General features: G+C 39.1%; 24 protein-coding genes, 1 other RNA gene and 1 other annotated feature. Of the genes, 16 read left to right on the forward strand and 9 right to left on the reverse strand.

Going from position 1 to position 25,941, the window contains the following annotated elements; genetic code table 11:
* Window positions 1-5 precede the first annotated feature (5 nt).
* From OMU_RS22440 to OMU_RS22460, 5 genes are all read left to right on the forward strand, one after another.
* A complete protein-coding gene (locus tag OMU_RS22440; RefSeq protein ID WP_016182132.1) occupies window positions 6-644 on the forward strand; it encodes a bifunctional 4-hydroxy-2-oxoglutarate aldolase/2-dehydro-3-deoxy-phosphogluconate aldolase in 639 nt (212 codons plus the stop codon).
* Window positions 645-767: 123 nt separating this feature from the next.
* Window positions 768-1,011, forward strand: a binding site (T-box leader).
* A 118-nt stretch (window positions 1,012-1,129) separates the two neighbouring features.
* Window positions 1,130-1,978, forward strand: a complete 849-nt coding sequence (locus tag OMU_RS22445; RefSeq protein WP_016182133.1) for an SAM hydrolase/SAM-dependent halogenase family protein — start codon at window positions 1,130-1,132, stop codon at window positions 1,976-1,978.
* 31 nt (window positions 1,979-2,009) lie between these two features.
* Entirely contained in the window at window positions 2,010-2,561 is a 552-nt protein-coding gene (locus OMU_RS22450; RefSeq protein WP_016182134.1) for an ECF-type riboflavin transporter substrate-binding protein, read from the forward strand.
* Window positions 2,562-2,577: 16 nt separating this feature from the next.
* Window positions 2,578-4,269 (forward strand): ABC transporter ATP-binding protein, encoded by a 1,692-nt coding sequence (locus OMU_RS22455; RefSeq protein WP_016182135.1) that lies wholly within the window; start codon window positions 2,578-2,580, stop codon window positions 4,267-4,269.
* Entirely contained in the window at window positions 4,256-5,089 is an 834-nt protein-coding gene (locus OMU_RS22460; protein WP_016182136.1) for an energy-coupling factor transporter transmembrane component T family protein, read from the forward strand. Before OMU_RS22455 ends, OMU_RS22460 begins: the two co-directional genes overlap by 14 nt.
* A gap of 88 nt (window positions 5,090-5,177) precedes the next feature.
* On the opposite strand, the gene OMU_RS22465 is transcribed toward OMU_RS22460, so the two are convergent.
* Complete coding sequence (locus tag OMU_RS22465) at window positions 5,178-5,384, reverse strand: DUF378 domain-containing protein (protein ID WP_016182137.1); 207 nt, start codon at window positions 5,382-5,384, stop codon at window positions 5,178-5,180.
* Between the two features lie 659 nt (window positions 5,385-6,043).
* On the opposite strand from OMU_RS22465, the gene OMU_RS22470 reads away from it, so the two are divergent.
* Complete coding sequence (locus tag OMU_RS22470) at window positions 6,044-6,259, forward strand: hypothetical protein (RefSeq protein WP_016182138.1); 216 nt, start codon at window positions 6,044-6,046, stop codon at window positions 6,257-6,259.
* A 177-nt stretch (window positions 6,260-6,436) separates the two neighbouring features.
* Here OMU_RS22470 and OMU_RS22475 read toward each other — a convergent pair whose 3' ends face one another.
* The 3 genes from OMU_RS22475 to ssrA form a co-directional block, all read right to left on the reverse strand.
* A complete protein-coding gene (locus OMU_RS22475; protein ID WP_016182139.1) occupies window positions 6,437-6,790 on the reverse strand; it encodes a nuclear transport factor 2 family protein in 354 nt (117 codons plus the stop codon).
* A 209-nt stretch (window positions 6,791-6,999) separates the two neighbouring features.
* Window positions 7,000-7,686, reverse strand: a complete 687-nt coding sequence (locus OMU_RS22480) for a phosphoribosylaminoimidazolesuccinocarboxamide synthase (RefSeq protein ID WP_016182140.1) — start codon at window positions 7,684-7,686, stop codon at window positions 7,000-7,002.
* A 304-nt stretch (window positions 7,687-7,990) separates the two neighbouring features.
* Window positions 7,991-8,357: a transfer-messenger RNA gene (ssrA, locus tag OMU_RS23090) on the reverse strand.
* 211 nt (window positions 8,358-8,568) lie between these two features.
* Here ssrA and OMU_RS22490 point away from each other — a divergent pair.
* Both OMU_RS22490 and OMU_RS22495 read left to right on the forward strand, forming a co-directional pair.
* Complete coding sequence (locus OMU_RS22490; protein ID WP_016182141.1) at window positions 8,569-9,291, forward strand: response regulator transcription factor; 723 nt, start codon at window positions 8,569-8,571, stop codon at window positions 9,289-9,291.
* Complete coding sequence (locus tag OMU_RS22495) at window positions 9,288-10,769, forward strand: sensor histidine kinase (RefSeq protein WP_016182142.1); 1,482 nt, start codon at window positions 9,288-9,290, stop codon at window positions 10,767-10,769. Before OMU_RS22490 ends, OMU_RS22495 begins: the two co-directional genes overlap by 4 nt.
* Before the next feature lie 33 nt (window positions 10,770-10,802).
* Here the strand turns inward: OMU_RS22495 and OMU_RS22500 are convergent, their stop codons facing one another.
* The 3 genes from OMU_RS22500 to OMU_RS22510 form a co-directional block, all read right to left on the reverse strand.
* The gene (locus tag OMU_RS22500; RefSeq protein ID WP_016182143.1) at window positions 10,803-12,242 is read right to left on the reverse strand and encodes an NCS2 family permease; all 1,440 of its coding nucleotides are present in this window, start codon (window positions 12,240-12,242) and stop codon (window positions 10,803-10,805) included.
* A gap of 134 nt (window positions 12,243-12,376) precedes the next feature.
* Window positions 12,377-13,033: a hypothetical protein gene (locus OMU_RS22505; protein ID WP_016182144.1), complete on the reverse strand. Its 657-nt coding sequence runs from the start codon at window positions 13,031-13,033 to the stop codon at window positions 12,377-12,379.
* Window positions 13,034-13,158: 125 nt separating this feature from the next.
* On the reverse strand, window positions 13,159-15,270 hold the full coding sequence (locus OMU_RS22510; RefSeq protein WP_016182145.1) for an LTA synthase family protein: 2,112 nt from the start codon (window positions 15,268-15,270) through the stop codon (window positions 13,159-13,161).
* Window positions 15,271-15,447: 177 nt separating this feature from the next.
* On the opposite strand from OMU_RS22510, the gene OMU_RS22515 reads away from it, so the two are divergent.
* Together OMU_RS22515 and aroD are read left to right on the forward strand one after the other, a co-directional pair.
* On the forward strand, window positions 15,448-16,617 hold the full coding sequence (locus OMU_RS22515; RefSeq protein ID WP_048721999.1) for a class I SAM-dependent rRNA methyltransferase: 1,170 nt from the start codon (window positions 15,448-15,450) through the stop codon (window positions 16,615-16,617).
* A 22-nt stretch (window positions 16,618-16,639) separates the two neighbouring features.
* Complete coding sequence (aroD, locus tag OMU_RS22520; RefSeq protein WP_016182147.1) at window positions 16,640-17,389, forward strand: type I 3-dehydroquinate dehydratase; 750 nt, start codon at window positions 16,640-16,642, stop codon at window positions 17,387-17,389.
* Window positions 17,390-17,490: 101 nt separating this feature from the next.
* Here aroD and OMU_RS22525 read toward each other — a convergent pair whose 3' ends face one another.
* Window positions 17,491-18,528 carry a tagatose 1,6-diphosphate aldolase gene (locus tag OMU_RS22525; RefSeq protein ID WP_016182148.1) on the reverse strand — a complete coding sequence of 346 codons (1,038 nt, stop codon included), beginning with the start codon at window positions 18,526-18,528 and terminating at the stop codon, window positions 17,491-17,493.
* A gap of 130 nt (window positions 18,529-18,658) precedes the next feature.
* Here OMU_RS22525 and ybaK point away from each other — a divergent pair, with 130 nt between their 5' ends.
* The gene (ybaK, locus tag OMU_RS22530) at window positions 18,659-19,144 is read left to right on the forward strand and encodes a Cys-tRNA(Pro) deacylase (RefSeq protein ID WP_016182149.1); all 486 of its coding nucleotides are present in this window, start codon (window positions 18,659-18,661) and stop codon (window positions 19,142-19,144) included.
* Here the strand turns inward: ybaK and OMU_RS22535 are convergent.
* The gene (locus tag OMU_RS22535) at window positions 19,141-20,397 is read right to left on the reverse strand and encodes a BaiN/RdsA family NAD(P)/FAD-dependent oxidoreductase (protein WP_016182150.1); all 1,257 of its coding nucleotides are present in this window, start codon (window positions 20,395-20,397) and stop codon (window positions 19,141-19,143) included. The genes ybaK and OMU_RS22535 overlap by 4 nt on opposite strands.
* Before the next feature lie 161 nt (window positions 20,398-20,558).
* On the opposite strand from OMU_RS22535, the gene gdhA reads away from it, so the two are divergent.
* The 5 genes from gdhA to OMU_RS22560 all read left to right on the forward strand — a co-directional run bounded on the left by gdhA (window position 20,559) and on the right by OMU_RS22560 (window position 25,902).
* On the forward strand, window positions 20,559-21,902 hold the full coding sequence (gene gdhA, locus OMU_RS22540; RefSeq protein ID WP_016182151.1) for an NADP-specific glutamate dehydrogenase: 1,344 nt from the start codon (window positions 20,559-20,561) through the stop codon (window positions 21,900-21,902).
* An 84-nt stretch (window positions 21,903-21,986) separates the two neighbouring features.
* Window positions 21,987-23,333 (forward strand): glucose-6-phosphate isomerase, encoded by a 1,347-nt coding sequence (locus OMU_RS22545; RefSeq protein ID WP_016182152.1) that lies wholly within the window; start codon window positions 21,987-21,989, stop codon window positions 23,331-23,333.
* 309 nt (window positions 23,334-23,642) lie between these two features.
* Window positions 23,643-23,870, forward strand: a complete 228-nt coding sequence (locus tag OMU_RS22550) for a hypothetical protein (RefSeq protein WP_016182153.1) — start codon at window positions 23,643-23,645, stop codon at window positions 23,868-23,870.
* A gap of 327 nt (window positions 23,871-24,197) precedes the next feature.
* The gene (locus OMU_RS22555; RefSeq protein ID WP_034876424.1) at window positions 24,198-25,109 is read left to right on the forward strand and encodes an ABC transporter ATP-binding protein; all 912 of its coding nucleotides are present in this window, start codon (window positions 24,198-24,200) and stop codon (window positions 25,107-25,109) included.
* Window positions 25,102-25,902, forward strand: coding sequence for an ABC transporter permease subunit (locus tag OMU_RS22560; protein ID WP_016182155.1), 801 nt, complete (start codon window positions 25,102-25,104; stop codon window positions 25,900-25,902). The genes OMU_RS22555 and OMU_RS22560 overlap by 8 nt, the downstream gene beginning before the upstream one ends.
* Window positions 25,903-25,941 lie beyond the last annotated feature (39 nt).

A 25,941-nucleotide genomic window follows, 5' to 3' on the forward strand; every position in this document is an offset into this window, starting at 1 on the left:
GCAAGATGAAAAAAATGGAACGATTAACACGAATTGAACATGCTGGTGTAGTGGCAGTTGTCAGGGAAGATTCTCAAAAACGTGCCATTGAGGCAGCACGCGCCGTCATAAAAGGCGGGATTAAGGGGATTGAAGTTACTTTTTCTGTACCGCAAGCAGATCAAGTAATTGCTCAATTGAAAGAAGAATATCAAAATGATTCCAGCGTAGTGATTGGTGCAGGAACAGTTTTGGATGCCGTTACTGCTCGTTTAGCGATCCTAGCAGGTGCAGAGTTTATTGTTAGCCCTTGTTTTGATCAGGCTACGGCAGAAATGTGTAATTTTTATCAAGTTCCTTATATGCCAGGTTGTATGACAATTACTGAGATGCAGCAGGCAATGAAAAGCGGCGCAGATATTGTAAAACTTTTTCCTGCGAATAATTTTACTCCCCAAATGATTAAAGCAGCAAAGGCCCCACTTCCACATGTGAACATTATGCCGACTGGCGGAGTGAATTTAGAAAATATAGCAGCCTGGAAGCAAGCGGGAGCAATTGTTGTTGGTGTTGGCGGCAACCTATTTAAGGGTGTCAAAGATGAAAATTACGAATTAGTTTCTCAAACCGCTAAACAATATATTGAGGTGTGGCGAGAAAACTAATTGCTTAACATTCTTCTATCGTTTTTTTAGATAAATCGTGAAATAAATAGGTAAGAATCACTTTGCAGATATTTTTTCTCCATTGACAAGCTGAAATATCTCTGATATTTTATTAGCAATTGATGAAACGCGTTGATAAAGAAAGTAAAGTAATCATCTTTGTTAAAGAGAGTTCCTGTTTGGTGAGAGGGGATGCAGAGCAATTACTTGAAAATGGCTTTTGAGCGGATTTCCCGAAAATTTAAGGAAATACGGATGCCCCCGTTAACCAGGCACAGTCTCCAAGAAAAATTTTGGGTACTGATCGAGGTGGAATCTGTGAGGATTTTACGATTAAAGGTGGTAACGCATAGTCTATGCCCTTAGCAATTATATTTGCTGAGGGCTTTTTTGTGTTTCTTCCTTAACTGGGATGACGATCTTGGTAGGAAATTGAATCACTGATAACTTCAACAATAAGTGTAAAATTGGAAGGTGGAAGAATAATGGCAGGATTTTTAGTAGTTCAAACGGATTTTGGTTTGCAGGATGGCGCAGTCAACGCGATGTATGGAGTAGCTTATCAAGTTGAACCGACTCTAAACATCAATAATTTAACACATGAGATTGAACCTTATAACATTCATGATGCAAGCTATCGTTTATTACAGGCGGTCACTTATTGGCCAGCAGGAACTGTTTTTGTATCTGTGGTTGACCCCGGCGTTGGCTCAACCCGTCGCAGTGTCGTCGCAGAGTTGAAGGATGGGCAATATGTAATTACGCCAGATAACGGAACATTGACGTATTTAGCTCAATATGTCGGAATTAAGGAAGTTCGACAAATTGATGAGGAGAGTCAACGTCTGCCCGGCTCATCTGAAAGTCACACATTCCATGGTCGAGATGTCTATGTCTATAACGGTGCCCGATTAGCTAGCGGTAAAGTAGGTTTTGCTGAATTAGGAACGATTATTCCAAGCAGCGAATTAGTGACGTTCCCCTTGATCGCTCCAGAACAAACACAAGATAAAATTACGGGAACGATTGATATCACCGATATTCGATTTGGCTCGTTGTGGACGAACATTCCTGTGGATTATTTCAAAAACTGGCAAGTTGAATATGGACAAAGCCTGCTAGTAAAAATATACTATCAAGGTGTGGTCCGTTATCAAGATGAAGTTGTTTTCGGGCGTTCCTTCGCTCAAGTGGCACCGAATGAAGCAGTTCTTTATATTAATTCATTATTAAATGTTGGATTAGGGATTAATTTGGATTCATTCTCCGCAGTTTATAAAATTGGTACTGGCAACGATTGGACGATTGAATTGACTAAAAATTTAGGGTATTAAGCATTTATCAAATAAAAAAGGGGTATAAAGTATGAATAAGAGATTTACGGTAAAACACATTGTAGCAATTGGGATCGGTGCGGCGGTTTTCTTCATTTTAAAACGATTCGTGACGATTCCTACAGGCATTCCTAATACGGATATTGCAACGGCATATCCTTTCTTAGCATTATTAGGTGTCGTTTATGGGCCAATTGTTGCTGGATTGGCAGGGTTTATCGGTCATGCATTAGGTGATTTAACAACGTATGGAGCATGGTGGTCTTGGATCGTTGCTTCAGGAATTTTAGGTGTATTTTTCGGTTTGTTAGCAAAGCGAATTCCAATTGAACAAGGCATTTTCGGCAAGAAAGAAATCGGAACCTTTTTAGTTGGTGAAACGATTGCTAATTTAGTCACTTGGGTGGTTATCGCACCGATTGGGGATATCTTGATCTACGCGGAAGCACCAAGTAAAGTCTTTACTCAAGGTGTCGTTGCCGGAATCACGAATTCAATCGTAACAGGAATTATTGGCTTTATTTTATTAAAAGCGTACGCACAAACGAAGACGAAAAAGGGCAGTTTGAACAAAGAAGCTTAGAACGTGAGGATATAAAATGATCGAGTTTCGTGATTTTACATTTCAATATGACAGCCAAGCTGAACCGACATTGAAAAAGATCAATTTGACGATCAATCAGGGAGAAAAAATTTTGATCATGGGGCCCAGCGGCTCAGGAAAATCGACTTTGGGAAAATGCTTGAATGGGATCATTCCGCAAAATGAAAAGGGCACTTTTACCGGCAGTTTGATGATCAATGGGAAGACTTTTAGCGAATCATCAATTTATGATCTTTCTCTTGATGTCGGTACGGTATTGCAAGATACAGATAGTCAGTTTGTCGGCTTGACCGTTGCAGAAGATATCGCCTTTTCTCTGGAAAATGAAATGATTCAACAAGCAGAAATGCGAGAAGCAGTCAATCATTGGGCGGAAAAAACTAATTTATTAACGCAGTTAGAAAAACGGCCGCAGGATCTTTCTGGTGGTCAAAAGCAGCGGGTGACAATGGCGGGGGTGCTCATCGATGAAACACCGATCCTACTATTTGATGAGCCGCTAGCCAATCTTGATCCTCAGACCGGCTATGAAGCAATCCAAATGATTGATCAGTTATATCAATCGCAAAAATTTACAACGATCATTATTGAGCACCGTTTGGAAGAGGTTTTAGCGGCACCCATCGATCGTGTTGTTTTGATGAACGAAGGGGAAATTGTTGCGGATATGACACCGACTGAATTACTTAAAAGTGATTTATTAGCCAGTTACGGGATTCGTGAGCCGCTTTATATCACCGCGTTGAAGCGTGCAGGAATTTCTTTGAAGGATTTTTCTGATCTAACGCAAGTCGATCAATTGGTTTCACCAGAAATTTCTGCTGCTTTGGCAAAGTCGCAAGGTGAATTTAAACCTATCCCAATAAAAGAGGTTCCATTATTAGCATTGAAGAAAATTTCCTTTGGTTTTGGCAAAGAACTAGTGATTAAGGAGATTGATTTGACGCTTTATCAAGGTGAAATGGTCAGTTTAGTCGGACATAACGGTGCTGGCAAATCAACTTTATCCAACCTGATTACTGGTTTCTACCCATTGCAAACAGGGGAGTTATTATGGAAAAATCAATCAATTGCCTATGAAAGCATCAAAGAACGTGCGGACAAAATTGGTTACGTGCTGCAAAATAGTAATCAAATGCTGTCGAAGAATATGATCTTTGAAGAAGTTGCCTTAGGATTAGAAAATCGAGGAATTGAAGCGGACAAGATCAAAGAGCGAGTATTCGATACGCTAAAGGTTTGTGGTCTTTATGAGTTTCGTAACTGGCCGATTTCTGCGTTGAGTCATGGACAAAAGCGTCGTGTAGCGATTGCTGCCATTTTAGTGTTGGAGCCGGAGCTATTAATTTTAGACGAACCAACTGCGGGACAAGATTATTATCATTATAATGAGATGATGAACTTCTTGCGCAAATTGAATCAGCGGGGAATTACGATTTTAATGATTACCCACGACATGCATTTAATGCTTGAACATACGCAACGAACATTGGTCTTAAAAGAGGGAGAAATCATCGCTGATGAAACACCCGCCAAAGTGTTATCTTCAGCAGAGCTTGTCAATTCAGCGAGCTTGCGTCAAACAAGTCTCTATCATTTAGCAAAAAATAATGATTTAACAGATGCGACTGGTTTTGTATCAGCCTTTATCCGGTACGACAAGGGAGGAGCCTATGGAGGGAAGTAATTTAATCGGCTATTTGCCGAAGAAAACTGTGATCCATCAACTCAGCGGTTTCACTAAACTTTTATGCTTTTTGCTGATCTCTGTGGTTGGGATGATTTCTTATGATACACGCTTTCTATTAGGGCTGGCGATTTTTTCAATAATTTTATTTCGCACAGCGCGAATTAGTTACCGCGAAATTTCGTTTGTGGTGAAATTTATCGCCTTTTTCTCACTTCTAAATCTGTTGACGGTTTATTTATTTGCACCAGAATATGGAGTAACGATTTATGGCACGCGTCATGTCATTTTTGAAGGGATTGGACGCTACACCGTGACGCAAGAGCAGCTTTTTTATGAATTTAACTTATTGATCAAGTATTTTGTGACCATTCCGCCAGGTTTAATCTTCATTCTGACTACGAATCCTAGCGAGCTTGCCTCAAGTATTCATCGGGTTGGCGGGTCTTATAAGATCGCTTATGCGTTTTCTCTAGCATTGCGTTACATTCCAGATATCCAAGAAGATTTTCGAACGATTTCTAAAGCGCAGCAGGCCCGAGGAAACGAGCTTTCTAAAAAGGCTTCACTAATGAAGCGGGTACGGGGAAATTTAACGATCGCGATGCCATTGATCTTTTCAAGTTTAGAGCGAATCGAAACCATTTCATCCGCTATGGAGCTGCGTCGATTTGGGAAGAAAAAGGGGCGAACGTGGCTGTTGGCTAAGCCGCTAAAACGTAATGATTATTTAGCGTTACTATTAGTTGTTATTTTGTGTTCGGTTGGAATCGTCTTATTAGTTGTCAATGGCGGCCGCTTTTATAATCCATTTCGCTAAAAAAACAGAACTTTCTGCACAAACGCAGAAAGCTCTGTTTTTTTATATTATAAATTGTACGATCTTATCAGATCATAATTTACTGATTTTATTCAGCACGATTCGCAATTCCAGGTATAAATTTCAAACAGTAAAGAGCGCATAGTCCAACAATGATATAGATGATTTTTGCGAGAATCGCTGTGCTTCCACCAGATATCGCTGCAACTAAATCATATTCAAAAAGACCTACTAATAACCAGTTGATTCCACCAACGATCAACAAAATAAGCGCGATAATATCTAGATATTTCATCTGTAAAACCCTCCCTTCTGATTTGTTTAACAGTACCATAGTTGGATGTCCTACCATATTTATCTGCTCAAAAATTGTTTTTTCTTATTTTATGTAATGGGAAAATACTTTAAACAAATGAGAGCTTTTGTTTTCCTAGTTGAAAATTGTTTTTTTATCTTATAGATAAGAGGTAGGAACTCCATTTAATGATGCATCCAACAGACAAATTCTTTTTAGATATTGTGCATTTTAAACGAGGTGTTTTTTTCGCGAAACGCTTTCTCTTATAGATGTAAAAGTTTGCTCGAAATCAATAAAGCGAAGAAGGAAAAGTTGAAAAATGGGAGTAACATAGTCAAAATTGCATCAATTGTTCCAAGAGAAAGTCTATAAAACTGGATTATCCGAAGAACACACAGACATCGTCAGTGATATATTGACTTTTACCGATATTCTTATGGAACAAATTGTTCAGAGAGAAGTGTCGAGGGAGGAATAATGTTAAAAGAAATGGTTGTCTTATCAATTTGTCAATCAGGCCGATGGCAGTACCTTTTTGGAGAAATCAAATCCATTTAGTTTAAAAACTGAACTTTTTTAAATTATGGGAACTATCTTGCGATTGTGCGCGTATAATGTAAGTAAGAGAGTCTGTAGGCAGAAAGGAAGCGAGCTAAATGTTGAATCCGTTTATCAATACAGGACTAGAAGTTGCTTTAAAAGACCTTTTTCGGGATAAATACACTACTGGCCAAGTTTACCCTGCTACTGCTACCGATGTGTGTAAAGAGCGTTTGATTGTTTATGTCTATCCTAATAGCTTGAAATTTGTTTTTGTTGATCAGGAGCAAGAAGCCTTAGAGCAGCTGGCTCTAAATGAAGAAGAGCGGTGAAAGAAGAGGTTAAATTAAGAAAGAAGCAGTTTTCGTCTTGAAAGGGCATTTTATTTAAGGTCATATTTTAATACAGTGTTGGTATTATAACAAATTTTTAAGGGAAGTTGTTATACTTCCCTTAATCGTACTTTTTAGGAAATTTGCAAACTATTTTATATAAGGTATATATTCATTTTATTCAATAGGCAAGTTGTGCTGTTTTAAGAAAGATAGCTTATCCCAGTAGCCTCTTTGAAATAAAATTTTATTATTTACTATTTGAAAAAAACCGCAACCTCTCAAACCTAATGGGTCACGCCACTCTAAAATTGCCCATTGGCCATCTTCGAAAATGTTTTCAACGATACAAACCATTTTTGCGTTAGAAAAATCTTGTTCAAACATTTTCTTTATAGCTTCTTTCCCAATAACTGGCTCATTGGCAACCTGATGGTTTGTTGCATTATCATCATATAATTCTGAAATGATTTCTACATCTGCATTATTAAACGCATCGACCCATTGGCAAAGTATTTCTTTTGGTGTCACATAATTTACCTCCTTGGTATGTAATAATTTCTATTTGCAATATAAAACGAGTGTCTAATTGTATTAATATATTCTACTTTTGCACTTAATTTCAAGACAATCTATATATTAAACATATACAGGTTCACGGTCTTTGAAATCTATAGTTTATCGATTTGAACATTTAGTTAAAAAGGTGAGGTACTCATAATCGAGTCTCACCTTTTTTATTATTGAATTTTGTCTAAGATTAATTGGGCACAATCAATTTGGTTGGGAATAGTGCCTGCTTCATCCTTCACACGCCAGATATCGGGAGTGATCTCATCGACGACGTACATTTTTCCTTCATCGTCGTAACCAATTTCAATTTTGAAATCAATCAAAGTCAAGTTCATTTCCGCCAATGCCTCTTTAAGAACAGAACCGACTCTAGTTAAGATATCCAGCCCTTCATCGTACTGATCGGGCTTCAAAATACCCTTCATTTGACATAAGCGATCTGTAATTAGCGGATCACCTTGTTCGTCATCTTTTAAGGTAACTTCTAAATAGGGTGGATCGAAGGGTAATCCTTCTGGCAGGGTAAAACGACGACACATACTGCCAGCAGTGAAATAGCGTAATACAAATTCTAAATTAGGAACGGTTAACTGCCGAACCTTCATTATTCCTTTGTCGATGTCTGCGTCAAGATAATGGGTCGGAATACCATTTTTTTCCATCAATTCAAAAAAATATTTGGAAATAATTAAGCCAATTTTCCCCTTTCCTTCAACACTTCCGCCAACAGTGTTTGAGCCTGGGTCAAAGACGCCATCTTCACCAGTTGCGCTATCTTTAAATAGTAAATAGACTTCCTTGTTTTCCTCATCTAGTAATACTGTTTTTGTTTTCCCATCGTACAATTCTTTCATTTTTTACCGCCTTCTCTGAAATATCCAGTGTTTTAAAAAATGATAACATTGGATATTTTTAGTGTCGATGATTTTTCGGATTTTATTTTAAAAAACACGTCTAATGTTCGGATTTCTTTGAGGAAAGGGTGTAAAATGCATTTGAATTTAAATATAAAGTGCTTTTTTCAGAATTTAACACTACTGTCTGCATTCATAAAACTACTGTTTCTTAATCGGAGTACAAAAAGTTTCGCATTTTTATCTATAGTAAAAAGCCAAAGTGCTGTTAAATCAACACTTTGGCTTTTCTATGAAGATAATAGTATGGAGACGGCGGGAGTCGAACCCGCGTCCAAACATATCGACACTTAAAAATCTACGCTCATAGTCATACTATTTAAGCTTCGCTTTGTCCTCTGCCGCATGACAGGCCGCGGACATTGCTAGTCTGATAGGCTCTTTTACAACTTGCAGACGGAAAGTTGTAACGTATCCCACTTAGAATAGGACCCTTACTCGAGTACATGGGCGATACCGAGAGGATCTACGCTAACTGTTTTTAGGCAGCTAAAGCGTAAGAGTTATTGTTGTTTTTAGCAGTTATATTTAACTGTAACGTTTTTACGTAGACGTAACCTACGAAGCGCAATTCAAGCTCAAACTATGCCTGTCGAATCCGTAACGTCCCCCTAATGAATATTTTTGTTGCAAGAAAAAGTATAACATCTCGTTATAAAAAAAGCAAAGAAGTAAGTGAGAAATGAAGAATTTGTTGCGCTAGAATTCAAAAAATTGAAGAAAAAACAAATAGTTAGTGAAGATACGGGTAAGGTAATGGTTGAAAAAAATGAAATAGAGTATACTTAGAATGAGAATCAGATGATACCAGGGGGTTAAAGTATGAATATTTTAATGATTGAAGACAATGAATCCGTTTCGGAAATGATGCAAATGTTTTTCTTGAATGAGGGCTGGGAAGCCGAATTTAAATACGATGGAAAAGAAGGTTTGGACGCCTTTAAGGCGGAACCCGAGAAGTGGGACATGATTACACTTGACCTTAATTTGCCTAGCATGGACGGAATGGAAGTTGGGCGCGAAATCCGAAAAATCTCTAAAACAGTTCCGATTATTATGCTGACAGCTAGAGATTCTGAAAGCGACCAAGTAATTGGGTTAGAAATGGGTGCGGATGATTATGTGACGAAACCTTTTTCACCATTAACCTTGATTGCCCGAATTAAGGCGCTGCATCGCCGCAGTGAACTGACTTCTGAACCACAAAGAGAAGCCGCTGTAACGAATGATAGTTTTGATATTCAAACGGAGCATTTTAAAATGAATTTGAAAACTCGTGAGGCTTATCTAGATGGAAAGCCAATTGATGGATTGACACCCAAAGAGTTCGATCTATTATATACAATGGCGAAAAAGCCGCGCCAAGTATTTACTCGTGAACAGTTATTAGAATTAGTATGGGACTATCAATATTTCGGAGATGAACGAACTGTTGATGCCCATATTAAAAAATTACGTCAAAAAATTGAAAAGGTCGGTGCACAGGTTATTCAAACCGTTTGGGGCGTTGGCTACAAATTTGATGACACTGAGGTTGGTCGATGAAATACCTGTATCAACAATTACTGGCTTTTGGCGGCTTGATTCTGTTGATTCTACTAACTTTAGGGATATCCTTTACACAATTCACCCGTAAAACATTGGAAGATAACAACTATAAAGAGTTATTGGGTTATGCTCAATCAATGGAAAAAAATAATTTGTCCTTAAGTCGAGACATTCGTTTTGAAGGCATGTCAAGTAATGAGATTTTTCAATTTGCCATTGGTGTGACTGAATCGAGTTTGAATCAGCAAGACGTATCTTTTGTTTTTATTGATAAGGATCGAGAGGTACAATACCCTGATAAATCAGGAAAAGTGAATCCGCACTTAGTCAGCGACGAGCAGTGGAAGGCGCTGAAGGCCGGACAGCAGCAAAAGGAAACAAGCTCTAAAAATGTGATGGGGCAAAGTCAAACGACTTCTTATGCAATGGTTCCTTTTTTTACTGAGGGTGTATTTTTTGGCGTCTTACTGGTCAGCCAACCAGCGATGAACGTTGAGACAAGTGTTAATTCCATTGTAGCCGATTTATTCAAAGCCTTTATCATCGCTTCTATTATTGCGATTATTGTCAGCTATTTCTTTGCGACACAGCAGGTGAAGCGTATCAATCGAATGCGTTCAGCAACGAAAGAGGTTGCGGCGGGAAACTTTGATGTAGTGGTGCCGAATCGTAATCGCGACGAATTTGATGATTTGGCGGATGATTTTAATCGGATGACAGTTTCCTTAAAGGAATCGCAGGATGAAATCGAACGGCAAGAAGAACGGCGAAAGCAGTTCATGGCGGATGCTTCACATGAGATGCGGACACCGTTAACAACAATCAACGGTTTATTAGAAGGGATGCAATACAACGCAATCCCTGAAAATCAAAGAGAGAAGGCCATCAAGCTAATGCAAAATGAGACCTCTCGTTTGATTCGTTTAGTTAATGAAAATTTGGATTACGAAAAGATTCGAACCAATCAAATTAGTATCTTGTTGCAGGAGTTTAACGCAACGGAGGCAGTAGCAACATTATTGACTCAATTATCAGCGAAAGCGGAAGCTTCAGGGGATCAATTAATTCTCCAAACAGAGGAACCGATCATGGTCTATGCTGATTACGATCGTTTTGTTCAAGTAATGGTGAATTTAATCCAAAATGCGATCCAGTTTACTAATGATGGAACGATCGCTGTTGCTATCACAAAATTGGAGAAAGCAACGGAGATTAAGATTTCCGATACTGGCATCGGAATGTCTGAGGATCAGGTGAAAAATATCTGGGATCGTTACTATAAGGCTGATCCATCGCGTAAAAATACAAAATATGGTGAATCTGGTCTAGGGTTATCGATCGTACAGGAGCTGGTTCGTTTACACAATGGAACGATTGAGGTTTCCAGTGAACTAGACAAGGGAACTACATTTACAGTCGTCTTTCCAGATAAACCTGAAGCAGTAGAAGCCACTGAAGAACAAAAAGAAGCGTAAAACCAAATCGGTTTTACGCTTCTTTATTTGCTTTTAAAGAATGGCTAAAATAATAAAATTCAAAATGAATAAAAGATCTACGACCCAAAGAATCGGAGAGACTTCATTGGATTTACCTTTGATTACTTTCGCGATCGTGTAGAAAATGAAACCAGCAGCAATTCCGTAAGAGATGCTATAGCATAGTCCCATAAAGACACTAGCAAAGAAGGCCGGAACGGCTTCTTCTAAATCTAGCCAATTGATGTCTGCGAATGAGGCTAACATCATGACACCAACTAAAATCAATGCAGGTGCTGTTGCTTGAGCTGGGACGATAGCAATTAATGGAGAGAACAAGCTGCTTAGTGCAAATAGAATAGCCACGACAACGGAAGTTAGACCTGTTCGTCCGCCAGCACCGATACCCGCTGCGGATTCAACATATGTCGTTGTGTTTGATGTACCGAAGATCGCACCGATTGAAGTCGCGATTGCATCTGCGAATAACGCCTTATCCATTTTTGTTTTAAAGCCTTTTGAATCATTATCAAGCGCATTTTCATCTTCTTTTGAGAAAATACCAGTACGACGTCCTGTACCAATAAAGGTTCCGATCGTATCGAAAGTATCAGATAAACTAAAAGCTAAAATCGTCATTAAAACTTGTGGTAATTTAGAAGAGTCAGAGAAAAGCGAACCCATACCGGCTGAACCAAAAGCCGCTCCAAAAGTTGTGCCTAATTCTTGGATCGAACTGCTTAATGAATTAGCATGCCAATCAATTGCTCCTAATTGAACAACACCCATAGGGATTCCTAATAATGTTGTAACAACGATTCCGATTAGGATTGCTCCGCGAACATTTCTAACAACTAGGATGGTTGTTAGAACTAAACCAAAAACTGCTAATAAAATCGGCGCATTATTGAAGTTTGCTAAAGCAGGAACAATTCCGCTATTGATTGTAACGTTAGTCGCTTTGCCGCCTTCAACGACACTGCTGGTAATCGCAGATGAGTCTGCACTAAACGAAAGGAGTCCAGCATTTTTGATTCCGACATAAGCAACGAAGATTCCGATCCCGCCACCGATCGCGTGCTGCATGCTTTCGGGGATTGCGTGAATAATTAATTTACGAATTTTGGTTACAGTAATTAAAATGTTAATGATCCCGCAAATGAATACCATTGCTAAGGCTTGTTGCCAAGAATAGCCTAGTCCGAAAACGACTGTATAAGTGAAAAATGCATTCAATCCCATACCAGGTGCTTGCGCGTAAGGGACATTAGCGAATAATCCCATTACTAAAGTTCCGATCACAGAGGCGATGATCGTAGCTAGGAACACTGCCTGAAAGGGCATTCCAGAAGCTGATAAAATACTTGGATTTACGAATAAAATATAACTCATGGCGAAGAATGTTGTGATCCCTGCCATCACTTCAGTAGAAATGTTGGTACCTTGTTCTTTTAATTTAAAGAATTTCTCCATTATAATTAAACGCTCCTTAAGAATAAGTTCATTATATCGGTAAAAACCGAATACTTTTAAAGTATAATGAAGAAACAATCGACTTTCAATAATAAGTTCATTAAGCGAACAAATAAAAAGAAGAATGTTCGTGTTTAGCGAACATTCTTCTTCCTTGTGGTGGTACTAATCAAACGGAAGGAGATGATTAGTACACATAAATATAAGAAAAGGGAGAAAACAGCTTTGGCAAGGGCGCAGAAAAATAGATCTAGCAAAGTCGTTGAGGATAGCTCAAATGATAAGGAAGAACGAATAGAGTAGGCAATTCCACTTGTACCATTACTCAAGACAAAATTTGGCAACTCCTTTATTTGATTCAAACCTTGATGATAAATAGCCTGCAAAATGGATTCGTAAACAGGTTCGAAAATGGTAAAAAATACAATTAAACAAGTAGCTGCGATCAGCAAACCGATAATAAATTCTAGTCCAGTTGAATAGATCAGCTGTTTGATTGAAGCTGTCGAATTTTTTTGGCGATGTATCCTAATAGCGAAAAATACTAGTAATATGGCAAATAGGGTAATCGCGCTGACAAGCAGTCGGAAAGAAAAATAGTGTTGCAACTGCTCAATTTCTTTTCTGGTAAATAATTGGATTTGATGGGAAGAATCTAACTGATTCAAAACGAGTCTCAACATCCCTAAACTGGTTAGGATAAAGAGAGCGACTAAATAGATCACCCAAGATATTGAAAATTGAATTCGATGTCTTTTGATAGTTGAAAGCGTCGTTGAAAAAAGTTCCATAGATTCCCACCTCTTACTAATAAGTATAAAATCCTAATTTGAAAGAAATATGAATTCTATCGGAAGAAATAAGTGCAAACAAACAAAGACCTTTCACAGTTTTTGTGAAAGGTCTTTGTTGGAGATTATTGTTGATTTTGTTCTTGATATTGCTTATACGTTTCAGTCTTGTAAAGTTCTTGGGTGGATTTTTTTCCTTTTTGATCGAACAGACTGGTTGATTTATCTCCTAGTTTATTCTCGGTTTTTTCCATCTTTTTAAGACCGTCTTTATAATCAAATTGTGAAGCGTCAATCGGTTTCAACCCGCTGGCTGAGTAGAAGCGAAGCAGATCGCCGTTGTTGATGTTATCTGAGGTGCTCAACTGAGTAGAAACAGCTTCTTTCCATGCTTCAGATTGTTTTTGCAAGGCTTCGTCTGGTTCAGTGATTGCCATACCATCTTTATTGCTGTATAAGCTTCCACTGTAGTAGGTATACTCTGGTGTCACATAATCGCCATCACGGAAAGCGACGATTTGATCATGATCTTTTGATAGCAGATCTTGACCTAATTGAATATACTTGCTCGTATCCACTCCTAAAAGATGTAACAAAGTAGGTAAAGCATCAACCTCACCGCCATATGTGTGGTTAATTCCGCCTTTATCTTGACCAGGAACATGGACCATGTAAGGAACACGCTGCATTTGTGCGTTATCAAAGTTTGACCAAGTTTCCTTTGACTTGCCAAGCAGTGGTGCCAAGTCAGAGTTTCTTGAATTTGAAATACCATAATGGTCACCATACATAACGATGATCGAATTATCATACAAGCCAGAAGCTTTCAGATAATTGAAAAATTCTTCAACTGCTTTGTCTAAATAATTGGCTGTCGCAAAGTAGCCGTTGATGGTTTCATCATTGGTGTTAGCCATTGGGAAACCAGCTTCGTCATTTTTGAATTCACTGTAAGGATAGTGGTTCGAAACGGCGATAAACTTCGTATAGAATGGCTGCTGCAGACGTTCCAAATACTTCACAGATTGCTGGAAGAAAGGTTTATCGTGTAAGCCATATTGGAATGAGTTTTCATCGTTTACATCGTAATACGAAGAGTCGAAGAAATAATCATAGCCAAGATTTTTATAAGTTTCAGAACGGTTCCAGAAACTTCCAGAGTTTCCGTGGAAGGCAGCACTTGTGTAGCCTTCAGTTTGTTTCAAAATGTTTGGAGCTGCTTGGAAAGTGTTCTTTCCGCCTAATTGCGAGAATAAGGACCCTTGGTTCAAACCAAATAAAGAATTTTCCATCAATGTTTCTGCATCTGAGGTTTTTCCAGCTTTTACTTGGTGGAAGAAATTATCAAATGAGAAGGTGCTGTTACTATGGAAGATACTGTTCAAGAACGGTGTTACTTCATGCTCTTGACCATTTTCATCCTTTAGCTTGTAGTCAATCACGAATTGCTGAAGACTTTCCAAATGGATCGTAATAACGTTGCGTCCCTTAGCGATACCGTAATAGTCGCTATTTGGAGCTGCATAGTGATCTTTTACATAAGATTCGACTTCTTTTAAATCATTGGGACTAGCCTCGGCGCGAACTTGGTTGGTCTTATAGGTTTGGATACCATCGTATACAGTGAAGGCATTTACTCCCAGATATTTGATCAAATAGTCGCGAGAAAAGGTACGAGTCAATAGTTCAGGACGATCCGCTTCAGCTAGGAAAAGATTTCCTGAGAAAATCATGATCGAAAGAGCAGTCATAGCGATAGCCATCCGAGCACGTACAGGTCGTTCTTCTCTTTTAATGCCTTTCCGCCATAAAAGAATTGGTAAAATCACAATATCAATCAAGTATAGTACGTCGTAAGGGCGGAATAGTCGGACTGCACTTTCACCCAAACCACTGGCAACTTTACCAGCACCTAGGAAAGTGTTTACGGTAATAAAGTCGGTAAATTCACGATAATAAACGACATTGGCAAAAAGCAGGAAACTCGCCAGTGCGTAGATGACCATCATCGTGGCATAAGAGGCTTTGGACCGTCGCACATATAAAGCAATCGACAGTAAGAACATCGTCGATGCGATTGGATTGATAAATAGGATGAAGTATTGTGTCAGACTCTCGATCCCTAAATTAAATTCAAATAAGTATGCAAAAACACTTTTCGCCCATAATAAGAATGTCAGTAACGCATAAAAGCCGAGACGTTTATTCAAAAAAGTAGGAGCTTTTAGTTTTTTCAATAGTAACTTCCTTTCTGTCGCAGAAAAAATGCGAATGTTCACTTGTTACTTAGTTTACTCGGTTCCATCAAGTCAGTCAATTCTTATTAAATTTTGAGCAATCAGGCTTAAAGAAAACTTTATAAGCGAAATATACGCTTTTTTTTTGCTATACTATAGAAGAAAGCGGGGATGAGAGTGGAAATAGAATTAAATAATTACGGTATTAAACGTATTCGTCAGGGAAACCCATTAATTCAGCAAGACGACCTGAAGCAAGATATAAAAAAAATTCCTCTAGAATGGGTAAAGTTTGTCGATAATAAACATAAATATATTGCAACTGGTTATTTAGGGAAACAAAACAAAGGCTTTGGTTGGGTGTTAGATCAAACACAACGCCCAATCAACAAAGCTTTTCTAATGGAAAAATTCCAGCAGGCAATTAATCAACGCCAGGCATTCTTTGCTGATCAGGGGACGAACACTTTTCGTTTGTTTAACGGTGAGGGCGATGGCATCGGAGGCGTGACTATTGATTACTACGCGGACTATTTAGTGATATCTTGGTACAACGAAACAATTTACCATTTTCAAAAGCTGATTGTAGATAGTTTGCTGGCAGTTTTTCCAAGTGCTAAGGGAATCGTTGAGAAAATTCGTTTTAAGAGCGAAGGGAAGGAAAGTCGCTGGTTAGCAGGAGAAAAACCACAGGAGCCTTTAATAGTATTAGAGAATGGTGTTTCTTATGCCGTGTACTTAGATGAAGGCTATATGACGGGGATCTTTTTAGATCAAAAGGAAGTCAGAGGTCGCTTGACAGAGGGCTTGGCTGCAGGAAAAAAAGTTTTGAATATGTTCAGTTATACAGGAGCCTTTTCTGTGGCAGCTGCATATGGCGGAGCGTTAGAAACGACAAGTGTTGATCTGGCACAGCGAAGCCTGCCTAAAACACAAGAACAATTCGAAGTGAACGATTTGCCTTTAGAAAAACAAAAAATAATTGTTATGGATACATTTGACTATTTTCGCTATGCATTAAGGAAGGGTTTAAGTTATAATTTGATTGTCTTGGATCCACCTAGTTTTGCCCGTAATAAGAAAAAAACATTTTCTGTGGCAAAAGATTATGGACGTTTGATCGAAGACAGTGTGGAAATACTTACTAACGATGGAATGATCATTGCGTCAACTAATGCAGCGAATCTTCCAATCAAAAAATTCAAGCAAGCGATCGAGACAGCCTTTCAAAATAAAAACGTAACGTATCAATTGACTGAAAGCTATCGATTGCCTGCGGATTTTCCAGCCAGTAATTTTGAAGAAAGCAATTATTTGAAAGTATTGTTTTATAGGATAAAAAAATAGAAGAAAATGGGATGGGATGCATATGATGGATATTCAAGTAAGAGAGGTACGATTTGATGCGGGAAAACCTAAAATCTGCGTGCCGATTGTTGGAAAAACTTTCGAGGAGATCATTGAGCAAGCAAATGAAGCCAAGAAGGTTGCCGAAGTGATCGAATGGCGAGCGGATTATTATGAAGATGTCTTAGATGATGATAAGTTGAATTCGACTTTGCTAGCATTAAGGGATGAGATCAGGAATATTCCATTGATTTTTAATTTACGGACGACAGAAGCTGGTGGACTGCTTGATATATCTCTAAACCAATACCGTCATATTAACGAATTTGCTGTTTCTTCACGTGCGATTGATCTGGCTGATGTGGAGGTTTCTATCATCGATCAATTATCGACCACGTTTATCAAATGGATGCAGGCCCTAGATGTGCGGGTGATTTTGAGTTATTACAACTTTAAGGAAACGCCAGAGGATGCAGTGATTCTGTTTCGCTTAAATTTAATGGAGCATTGGGGAGCAGATATCGCGAAAATCGTCCTTGAACCACAGAACGAGGCTGATGTCTTGCGCCAAATGGGTATTGTAATGAAGGCTCAGACTTTTGTTACGCTGCCAGTCGTGTCCGTTTCTCTAGGCAGATTCGGGAAATTTTCACAAATCAGCGGTTCATTGGATGGCTCCTGCATGACCTATGGTTGTTTAGAAGGGCAGGTTTGTTCTGATGCCCAGATTGAAGCGGATAAGTTGACTCTGATGATTAATGAGTTAAGATAGAACTTAAAAATGATAGCTAGAAAGCCGAATGATCTTGTCTTATCAATTTGATAATACAAGATCATTCGGCTTTTCCTTTTGTACTTTTTTTAAAATACGATCTAATCCATAACATCAAGATCAAAGACTTCGATATTATCTAAACCACCGTAGATTTCGTACCAAGGTTTTGCGTATTTGTTTAAAATCTCATTTAATTCTTCGATATTTTCACGACCCTGCGTATCCAGCCAATCAATCAGGGCGGCCCTGCCGCCATCGGCATAAACTTGGACACCGTTGCGCCAAGTAGCTCGACCGCCAAGAATTCCGCAGTAGTTGGCACCATGTTGACCAGCAAATTCTAATTCTTCCCGAAAAACATCAGCAGGCACACCAGCGCTTAGATAAATAAACGGGCGAGTGGCTGCTTCACCGGCTTCTTTGAAATAAGCGGCAGCCTCTTCTTGCGTATAGACGACTGGGTCTGCCCCTTGATTGAAGCCTTCGACATATTTAAACAACACAGGAACTTCGACTTTCAAGACATCAATATGATATTTATCTTTGGTAAATTCTTTGATCGTGTCGATTACCTTTTGCGGTTTGATTTCAGCAAACTCCGGGGAGTGATCATCAGTGATTTTCTTGTCATAAACGATCGGTTCCACAAAAATAGGAATATCCGCCGCTAACGCTTCTGTTCCTAATCGCTCAAGAAATGCATGTTTGACATCCAAGATTTCTTGCGGTTCATCTGGGTCATAGTAAACCAAGACTTTAGCAGCGTCTGCGCCTTTTTCTAATAGGCGTTCTAAAGATTCATCAGGTAATAATTCAGGTAAACGTCCAGGAGTATTGGCATCATAGCCTGTTTTTTCGTAAGACATAATCAGGCCGCAACTTGGATCTTTGGCCTGGATACCTTTGAAGCCATATTGTTCATCCAGTAAGATCGCACTGACACGTTTGGTCAACTCTTGGGAAACAAGTTCTTTGAATTCGTACACTTGATCCATTGAAAAATTCTCTTCTCCTACAGCGGCTTGCATCATCTTTTTCATAGAGCCCCGTTGGTCGATTGCTAAGGCCGCAATGACGCCTTGATCATTGGACAATTGTTGCATCTTTTCAAACTTTCCTCTTGAAATTCTTTTCATACTGAAAACATCCTTTCCTTTACAAATCCAGTGTAGGATGATTCAGAAAAAAAGCCAAATAAAACGACCAATTTGTCTCGGAATGACTTTTTTGCTAGACTTTAGAAAATAAATAAAGTGAGGGATTGACTTGGCTAAGAAGAAAATTCAAAAGACCAATGCGATTCGTTTAGTCGAACAAAAGAAGATCGCTTATAAAGAGCATGAATATGCTTGGAGCGAGGACGATTTAGGCGCGGGCCACGTTTCTGAACAGGTTGAAATTGAACCTGCGAGAATTTTTAAAACCCTCGTTGCAGTTGGAAACAAAACGGGTCCAGTCGTAGCAGTGATTCCTAGTGATCATGAATTGGATCTGAAGAAGATAGCGAAGGTCAGCAGCAACAAAAAAGTTGAAATGCTGCATTTGCGAGATTTAGAGGCTACGACAGGCTACATACGCGGCGGCTGTTCGCCAATAGGAATGAAAAAGCTTTTTCCAACCTTCGTCGATGCTTCGGCTGAAAATTTTGAACAAATCGCAATTTCGGCTGGTAGAAGAGGTCTGCAAATGGAAATTGCCCCCGCGGCCATCTTAGAACTGACGCGAGGACAATTTGCGGAGCTGACGCATTAAGCAAAGGCGTTATAAGCGGCATGTGTTCCGGCAACATACCCTGTACAAAAAGCGGTGGTGATATTGTAACCACCTGTATAGCCATTTACATCTAGAACCTCCCCGGCAAAATACAAGCCGGGGATTTTTTTGCTGGCTAATTCTTTGGGGTTGATTTCCTTAAGCTCAACGCCACCACCAGTGACGAAGGATTTTTCTAAACCAAATGTTTTGTTTGCAGTCATTGACCAGTCTTTACAATAGGAAACAAAGCGGTTCAATTGTTCTTTTGATGTTTGGTTGTAAGACAATTCGCTAATACCGATTTTTTCTAAAAGAAAGAGCAACAGACGCTCAGGTAAGAAACCGGCTAAGGCGTTTTTCAATTGTTTGGTGGAAGCTGCCGAACGCTCGCTGATTTCTTCAAGTAGTTCACTGTTTGATTTTCCAGGAAAACAATCAAGTGTCAGGGTCACTGTTTGTTGGGTTCGCAACAATTGATTAACAAAGCTTGAGCAACGCAATGCGGCAGGTCCTGAAATCCCAAAATGGGTAAAGAGCAAGTCCATCTCATGGCTCGCAATTGATTTACTTTTCTCGTCAACAACAGATAATTTTACGTCCTGCAGAGACAAGCCCTGCAATGTTTTAGCTGAAACAAAATCATCAGTTAAAAAAATCGGTGATTCTGTTGGATAGAGGGGTGTCACATGATGACCAACGCTTTTGGCAAAACGGTAGCCATCGCCCTGCGATCCAGTGGAGGGATAGGTGATTCCGCCAGTCGTAACGATGATACTTTTTGCAGAATAATCCCCCTCCGAGGTGCGAACGCCTTGAATGGTTGAGCCGTTAGTAATTATTTGTTCAACCGATTCTTTAAAATGCAGCTCAACGTTTAAATTTTCTAGCTCCTCCTTTAAAGTATTGACGATCGTAGCCGATTTATCTGAGACTGGAAAAATTCTTCCGTGATCCTCTTCTTTTAACGCAACTCCGCGTTCGTTAAAGAAGGTCATGACGTCTTGGTTATCAAATTGCGAAAACGTACTATATAAAAAACGGCCGTTTCCGGGAATATGAGTGATCAAATCCTCTACTGGACGATTATTCGTCACGTTGCAGCGACCGCCGCCAGTCATAAGCAATTTCTTGCCAAGTCGTTTATTTTTCTCAAATAGGGCGACTTTAGCGCCATTCATCGCAGCTGTAATTGCTGCCATCATCCCAGCGGGACCGCCACCAATTACGATTACATCAAATTTTTCACTCATTTTAATTAATTCCTATCTTTAATTGATTTGTTGTTTTTGCTTGTATAATCATACTTTAAATACGAACAATTTTCAGTCAATTTGCCGCGTATCATGAATTTTTTTTCACTTCCATTAGAAAATGATGTAAACTATGAGTATTAAATGTGAGGAGGAATTTGATGGAAGTAAGAGAATATGTTGAACAGATTCAAAAGAACTTAGAGGCAAAAGATCCGAATCAAGAAGAATTTTTACAGGCGGTGGAAGAATTTTTACCTACCGTGATTCCTTTTCTAGAAGAGCATCCAGAGTATGTTGAAAAAAACATTCTAGGCATGATCATTGAACCAGAGCGAATGGTTCAATTCCGAGTGCCTTGGCAAGATGATAAGGGCAATTGGCAAGTGAATCGCGGTTACCGTGTTCAGTTCAACTCGGCGATTGGCCCATATAAAGGTGGTCTGCGTTTCCATCCAAGTGTGAACTTAAGTATCTTGAAGTTTTTAGGATTCGAGCAAATCTTTAAAAATAGCTTGACCGGTCTTCCAATTGGCGGCGGCAAAGGTGGATCAGATTTTGATCCGAAGGGCAAATCTGATTCTGAAGTAATGCGTTATTGCCAAAGCTTCATGACAGAATTATCAAAACATATTGGTCCAAACTTAGACGTGCCAGCAGGCGATATCGGTGTCGGCGGTCGCGAGATCGGATACCTATTCGGACAATATAAACGTCTGCGTGAATATGATATGGGTGTACTGACGGGTAAACCTTTAGGCTTTAACGGTAGTCTTGGTCGAACGGAAGCGACTGGCTATGGTGCAGTTTACTTCGTGAAACATTTATTAGAAGATCGTAAGGATTCCTTCGATGGAAAAAAAGTGATTGTCTCAGGTAGCGGAAATGTAGCTATCTATGCGATTGAAAAGGCGCAAGAATTAGGGGCAACAGCACTTACTTGTTCGGATTCAAATGGCTATATTTATGATAAAAACGGAATTGATGTCGAACTATTGAAGGAAATTAAAGAGGTTCGTCGCGCCCGCTTAACAGAATATGCCAAAGAATCTTCAACCGCTGAGTATTTCGAAGGTTCTGTTTGGGAGCTTGAGACAGAAGCAGACATTGCTTTGCCTTGTGCAACACAAAATGAGATTGACGATAAAAAAGCGGAGCTCTTAGTTAAAAACGGAGTAAAAGTGGTAGCAGAAGGTGCAAATATGCCGAGCACAAATGGCGCGGTTAAACTGTATCATGAAAATGGCGTACTTTATGGACCAGGAAAAGCAGCAAATGCTGGCGGTGTAGCTGTATCTGCATTAGAAATGAGTCAAAACTCTCAACGTTTGTCTTGGACCAAAGAGGAAGTCGATAGCAAACTCGATGACATCATGAAAAATATCTATGAAACTTGTCGTGATACGGCTGCGAAGTATGCGGATAAAGATAATTTCGCGGCAGGTGCGAACATTGCTGGGTTTGAGAAAGTTGCTGCTGCGATGATGGCACAAGGAACTGTTTAAATTTTAATGGTTTACGCTTGAAAAATCGGTAAAAGAAACGTAAAGTATAGATTGTTATGAAGTGATTTTCAAGGAGGAAAAACAATGGCACACATTCATTTCGATTATTCGAAAGTAGCACCATTCGTGAGCGAACATGAAATGGAGTACATCAAATCTGAAGTAGCTCTAGCTCACAAAGAATTACGCGAAGGTACTGGCGCAGGAAATGACTTCCTAGGCTGGATAGATCTTCCAGTAAACTATGACAAAGATGAATTTGCGCGCATCAAAAAAGCAGCTGAAAAAATCAAATCTGATTCTGATGTATTAGTAGTTATCGGAATCGGCGGTTCATACCTTGGAGCACGTGCAGCAATTGAATTCTTGCACCAAAGCTTTTTCAATGTATTGGATAAGGAAGATCGTAAAGCGCCGCAAGTATTTTTTGCGGGAAATTCAATCAGCTCAACGTACATCGCTGACTTGATCGAAGTGATCGGTGATCGTGATTTTTCTGTTAACGTAATTTCTAAATCAGGAACAACAACAGAGCCAGCAATCGCATTCCGTGTCTTCAAAGAATTATTGATCAAAAAATATGGTGAAGAAGAAGCGAACAAACGTATCTATGCTACAACTGATAAAGCTCGCGGAGCAGTAAAAGTAGAAGCTGATGCAGCTGGTTGGGAAACTTTTGTTATTCCTGATGATGTTGGTGGACGTTTCTCAGTGCTTACAGCAGTTGGTCTACTACCAATCGCAGCTAGTGGAGCAGATATTGATGCATTGATGCAAGGTGCAGCAGATGCTCGCGAAGCTTATTCAAGCGAAAACCTAGACGAAAATGAAGCATATCAATATGCTGCTCTTCGTAATATTCTATACCGCAAAGGTAAAGTGACTGAAATCTTAGTCAACTATGAACCAGGTATGCAATATTTCAACGAATGGTGGAAACAATTATACGGCGAATCAGAAGGAAAAGACTTGAAAGGTATTTACCCATCAAGTGCGAACTTCTCAACTGACTTGCATTCATTTGGACAATACATCCAAGAAGGTCGTCGTAATATCTTCGAAACGATCGTGAAAGTGGAAAAACCTCGTAAATCTGTGGCGATTCCTTCACAAGAATCTGATTTAGATGGCTTAGGCTACTTAGAAGGTAAAGATGTTGACTTTGTTAACTCTAAAGCTTATCAAGGCACATTATTAGCCCACACAGACGGCGGTGTTCCTAACTTTGTATTAAACATCCCAACAATGGATGCTTATACTTTAGGTTACGCTATGTACTTCTTCGAAATCGCTGTTGGTATCTCTGGCTATTTATTAGGGGTTAACCCATTTAATCAACCAGGTGTGGAAGCTTATAAGAAAAATATGTTTGCCCTACTTGGAAAACCAGGATTTGAAGATTTAGCAAAAGAATTGAATAATCGTCTATAAAATCAAGAAAAGAGCGCTCGTTTGACGAGGGCTCTTTTTTTCGGGTGAATAAAAGTAATACATAGCTAATCAAAATTAATGATAAAAAGCATAATGAAAGAATAAAGAAACCGGTTTTAAACAATTAAAGATAAATAAAAAATGAATAGGAGATTAAAAATAACCAAGGTTGTTTATGTTGGTGTTTTACGAATTTTCTAACAATTGTCGAATTACCCTTGATATAAAAGCAAAAAAACTTATAAAAAACGTTTTCAATTTTTAATAATTATGTTATTATAAAAACGTAGTATTAAAGGGGGATTTATTATGGAAATTACAGAAACTATTGAAATTGGACTTGCTTACGAGTGTAAAGCAATTGGAATCAAAAATGAAGTTGTTGGTGTTGTTGAGCAACTTTACAATAATACAGTGTTGATCAATGTTGTACGTTGCGCACCTTCTGACCGCGCGACAGTTATCGAATTGCAGAATCGTTTATTAGTAAAATACGAAGATGTACACGCATGTATCGAAGTTGAGTGTACTGCGTAACTTTATAGTTATGCATGTGAAATATTTATTTTGACAGGAATTAGATTCGGACCCTTCAAAAAAGAGGTTCGAATCTTTTTTGTTCCTTGCTACTTTTAGCTATTAAGAATAATCGAGGAGCTCTATCAAACTGTCGGTGAGACGTAAGCGTTTTTTTAATTTCATGTTTAAAAAGTTAGGTATCGTATTAGTTGATTTTACCGATTTAAAGTTAACAAACAGTCCATTGAACCTTTAAGTTAGAAGAAATACAATAGAAGTTGAAGAGAAGATATAGCGGGAGGGTAAGGATGAATGTCACCGCTTGATACGAGAGAGGGATCACAAATGCAGGCAATCGAAATTAAACAATTAGAAAAAGTCTATTCAGATGGGAAGAAGGCCTTAGACAACATTAGTCTAGCGGTTCCTCAAGGGACGATTTTTGGGTTCTTAGGCCCGAATGGAGCTGGAAAGACAACGACAGTCAAATTATTAAATGGCATCTTAGATCCGACTGGTGGAGAGATTCGCGTTTTAGGGCTTAATCCAGTTAGCGAAGCGGAAAAGCTTCATCAATCCACAGGCATCTTAACGGAACATGCAGGCATGTATGATCATTTGACTGGTATTGATAATCTGATTTTCTTTGGGCAGCTTTTCGGTCTGACAAAATCGGAAAGTCAAGCAAGAGGAATGCAATTGCTAGAAAAGCTAGAGCTTTCAGATGCGGCTCAAGTAACATTAAAGAGCTATTCTACCGGGATGCGTCAAAGACTCTCCTTAGCACGTACCTTGATTCATCGCCCAAGTGTGCTTTTTTTGGATGAGCCCACCAGCGGACTTGATCCTGAAAGTACAAAGAAGGTTAATGAATTGCTGCTAGAGCTTTCAAGAGAAGAGAGGACGACGATTTTCCTTTGTACACATCAATTAAGATACGCCCAAGAAATTTGTCATGAATATGGTCTGATGGACAAAGGCCAGCTTCTAGCATTAGGCAGTCTACCAGAATTACGAAAGCGTACCTTCAACAGCTATAAAGTAACGATCGAGACAGACTTCATGCCGCCTTTGCTCAAGAGCGAACGGATCAAAGATAATATTTATGAATTAGTGATCCAGGAAAAGGCAGAGATCCCTCAACTGGTGAGAGAAATTGTCAAACAGGGCGGCAATATCGCGCAAGTAACGCCAAAGGATTTTTCGTTAGAGGAAATCTATTTTGCTTTATTGGAAGGAGGAGAGACGCATGTTTAATAATCGGCAAAAAGCGATTATGGTCAAGGATGTAAGAGGAATTACTGAAAATAAACGCTACTTTTCTGTGCTGACAATTCTTCCGTTGATCTTTTCAGTAGTTTTTCCAACGATTATGCTGCTAACGGTTTTACTAAGTCCAACGGATTCTTCTTCATTTACTGAAATGGCTCGTATTTTACCAGATTTTCAAAAACTGGATCAAGAACAGTTGATTCGCGACTTGTTGTCTTTAATGATCAATAATGTCATTCCGATTTTCTTTTTAATCATCCCGATTATGACAGCGAGTGTCATGGCGGCAAGTTCTTTTGTAGGCGAAAAGGAGAAACGAACACTGGAGACATTGCTTTATTCTCCCTTATCGATTCGTGAAATTTTTCAGGCGAAAGTCTATGCCTCGTTTTTTGTAGCAATCTTTGTGACCTATGTTTCGTTTATTTTAACTGTCATCGTGATCGAGGCAGAGCTGTATTTTATTACAGGGATGATGCTTCCTTTAAGTCTTAATTGGCTGTGGGTGATGCTTCTCATTGTACCGGCAATCACCATTATCTCGATTGTCTTAATTGTCAAAGGTTCAGCAAAATCTACGACAATCGAAGAATCACAACAGAAAGCGGCCTTTTTGATCATGCCGATAGCTTTGCTTCTTATTGGCCAATTTACTGGTATTCTCGTTTTTGGCGGATGGGTAGTGATTTCAATTGGTCTTATTTTACTGTTGATTGCCCTGCTGCTACTCAGATTTTCCATGACTGGCTTCACCTACGAACGTCTATTAGAGCGATAATAAAAATCGTAAACAACCTTCAATAGAGGACTGTTTACG

The organism is Enterococcus avium ATCC 14025, from assembly GCF_000406965.1.
Classification (GTDB): domain Bacteria; phylum Bacillota; class Bacilli; order Lactobacillales; family Enterococcaceae; genus Enterococcus_A; species Enterococcus_A avium.

Coding starts and splice junctions, on each gene's coding strand:
- OMU_RS22440 (WP_016182132.1), top strand. CDS start 6: ATGAAAAAAATGGAACGATTAACACGAATTGAACATGCTGGTGTAGTG.
- OMU_RS22560 (WP_016182155.1), top strand. CDS start 25,102: ATGTTTAATAATCGGCAAAAAGCGATTATGGTCAAGGATGTAAGAGGA.
- OMU_RS22455 (WP_016182135.1), top strand. CDS start 2,578: ATGATCGAGTTTCGTGATTTTACATTTCAATATGACAGCCAAGCTGAA.
- OMU_RS22505 (WP_016182144.1), bottom strand. CDS start 13,033: ATGGAACTTTTTTCAACGACGCTTTCAACTATCAAAAGACATCGAATT.
- OMU_RS22500 (WP_016182143.1), bottom strand. CDS start 12,242: ATGGAGAAATTCTTTAAATTAAAAGAACAAGGTACCAACATTTCTACT.
- OMU_RS22480 (WP_016182140.1), bottom strand. CDS start 7,686: ATGAAAGAATTGTACGATGGGAAAACAAAAACAGTATTACTAGATGAG.
- OMU_RS22490 (WP_016182141.1), top strand. CDS start 8,569: ATGAATATTTTAATGATTGAAGACAATGAATCCGTTTCGGAAATGATG.
- OMU_RS22545 (WP_016182152.1), top strand. CDS start 21,987: ATGGCACACATTCATTTCGATTATTCGAAAGTAGCACCATTCGTGAGC.
- OMU_RS22465 (WP_016182137.1), bottom strand. CDS start 5,384: ATGAAATATCTAGATATTATCGCGCTTATTTTGTTGATCGTTGGTGGA.
- OMU_RS22445 (WP_016182133.1), top strand. CDS start 1,130: ATGGCAGGATTTTTAGTAGTTCAAACGGATTTTGGTTTGCAGGATGGC.
- OMU_RS22495 (WP_016182142.1), top strand. CDS start 9,288: ATGAAATACCTGTATCAACAATTACTGGCTTTTGGCGGCTTGATTCTG.
- aroD (WP_016182147.1), top strand. CDS start 16,640: ATGATGGATATTCAAGTAAGAGAGGTACGATTTGATGCGGGAAAACCT.
- OMU_RS22525 (WP_016182148.1), bottom strand. CDS start 18,528: ATGAAAAGAATTTCAAGAGGAAAGTTTGAAAAGATGCAACAATTGTCC.
- OMU_RS22555 (WP_034876424.1), top strand. CDS start 24,198: ATGCAGGCAATCGAAATTAAACAATTAGAAAAAGTCTATTCAGATGGG.
- OMU_RS22470 (WP_016182138.1), top strand. CDS start 6,044: ATGTTGAATCCGTTTATCAATACAGGACTAGAAGTTGCTTTAAAAGAC.
- gdhA (WP_016182151.1), top strand. CDS start 20,559: ATGGAAGTAAGAGAATATGTTGAACAGATTCAAAAGAACTTAGAGGCA.
- OMU_RS22535 (WP_016182150.1), bottom strand. CDS start 20,397: ATGAGTGAAAAATTTGATGTAATCGTAATTGGTGGCGGTCCCGCTGGG.
- OMU_RS22550 (WP_016182153.1), top strand. CDS start 23,643: ATGGAAATTACAGAAACTATTGAAATTGGACTTGCTTACGAGTGTAAA.
- OMU_RS22460 (WP_016182136.1), top strand. CDS start 4,256: ATGGAGGGAAGTAATTTAATCGGCTATTTGCCGAAGAAAACTGTGATC.
- OMU_RS22450 (WP_016182134.1), top strand. CDS start 2,010: ATGAATAAGAGATTTACGGTAAAACACATTGTAGCAATTGGGATCGGT.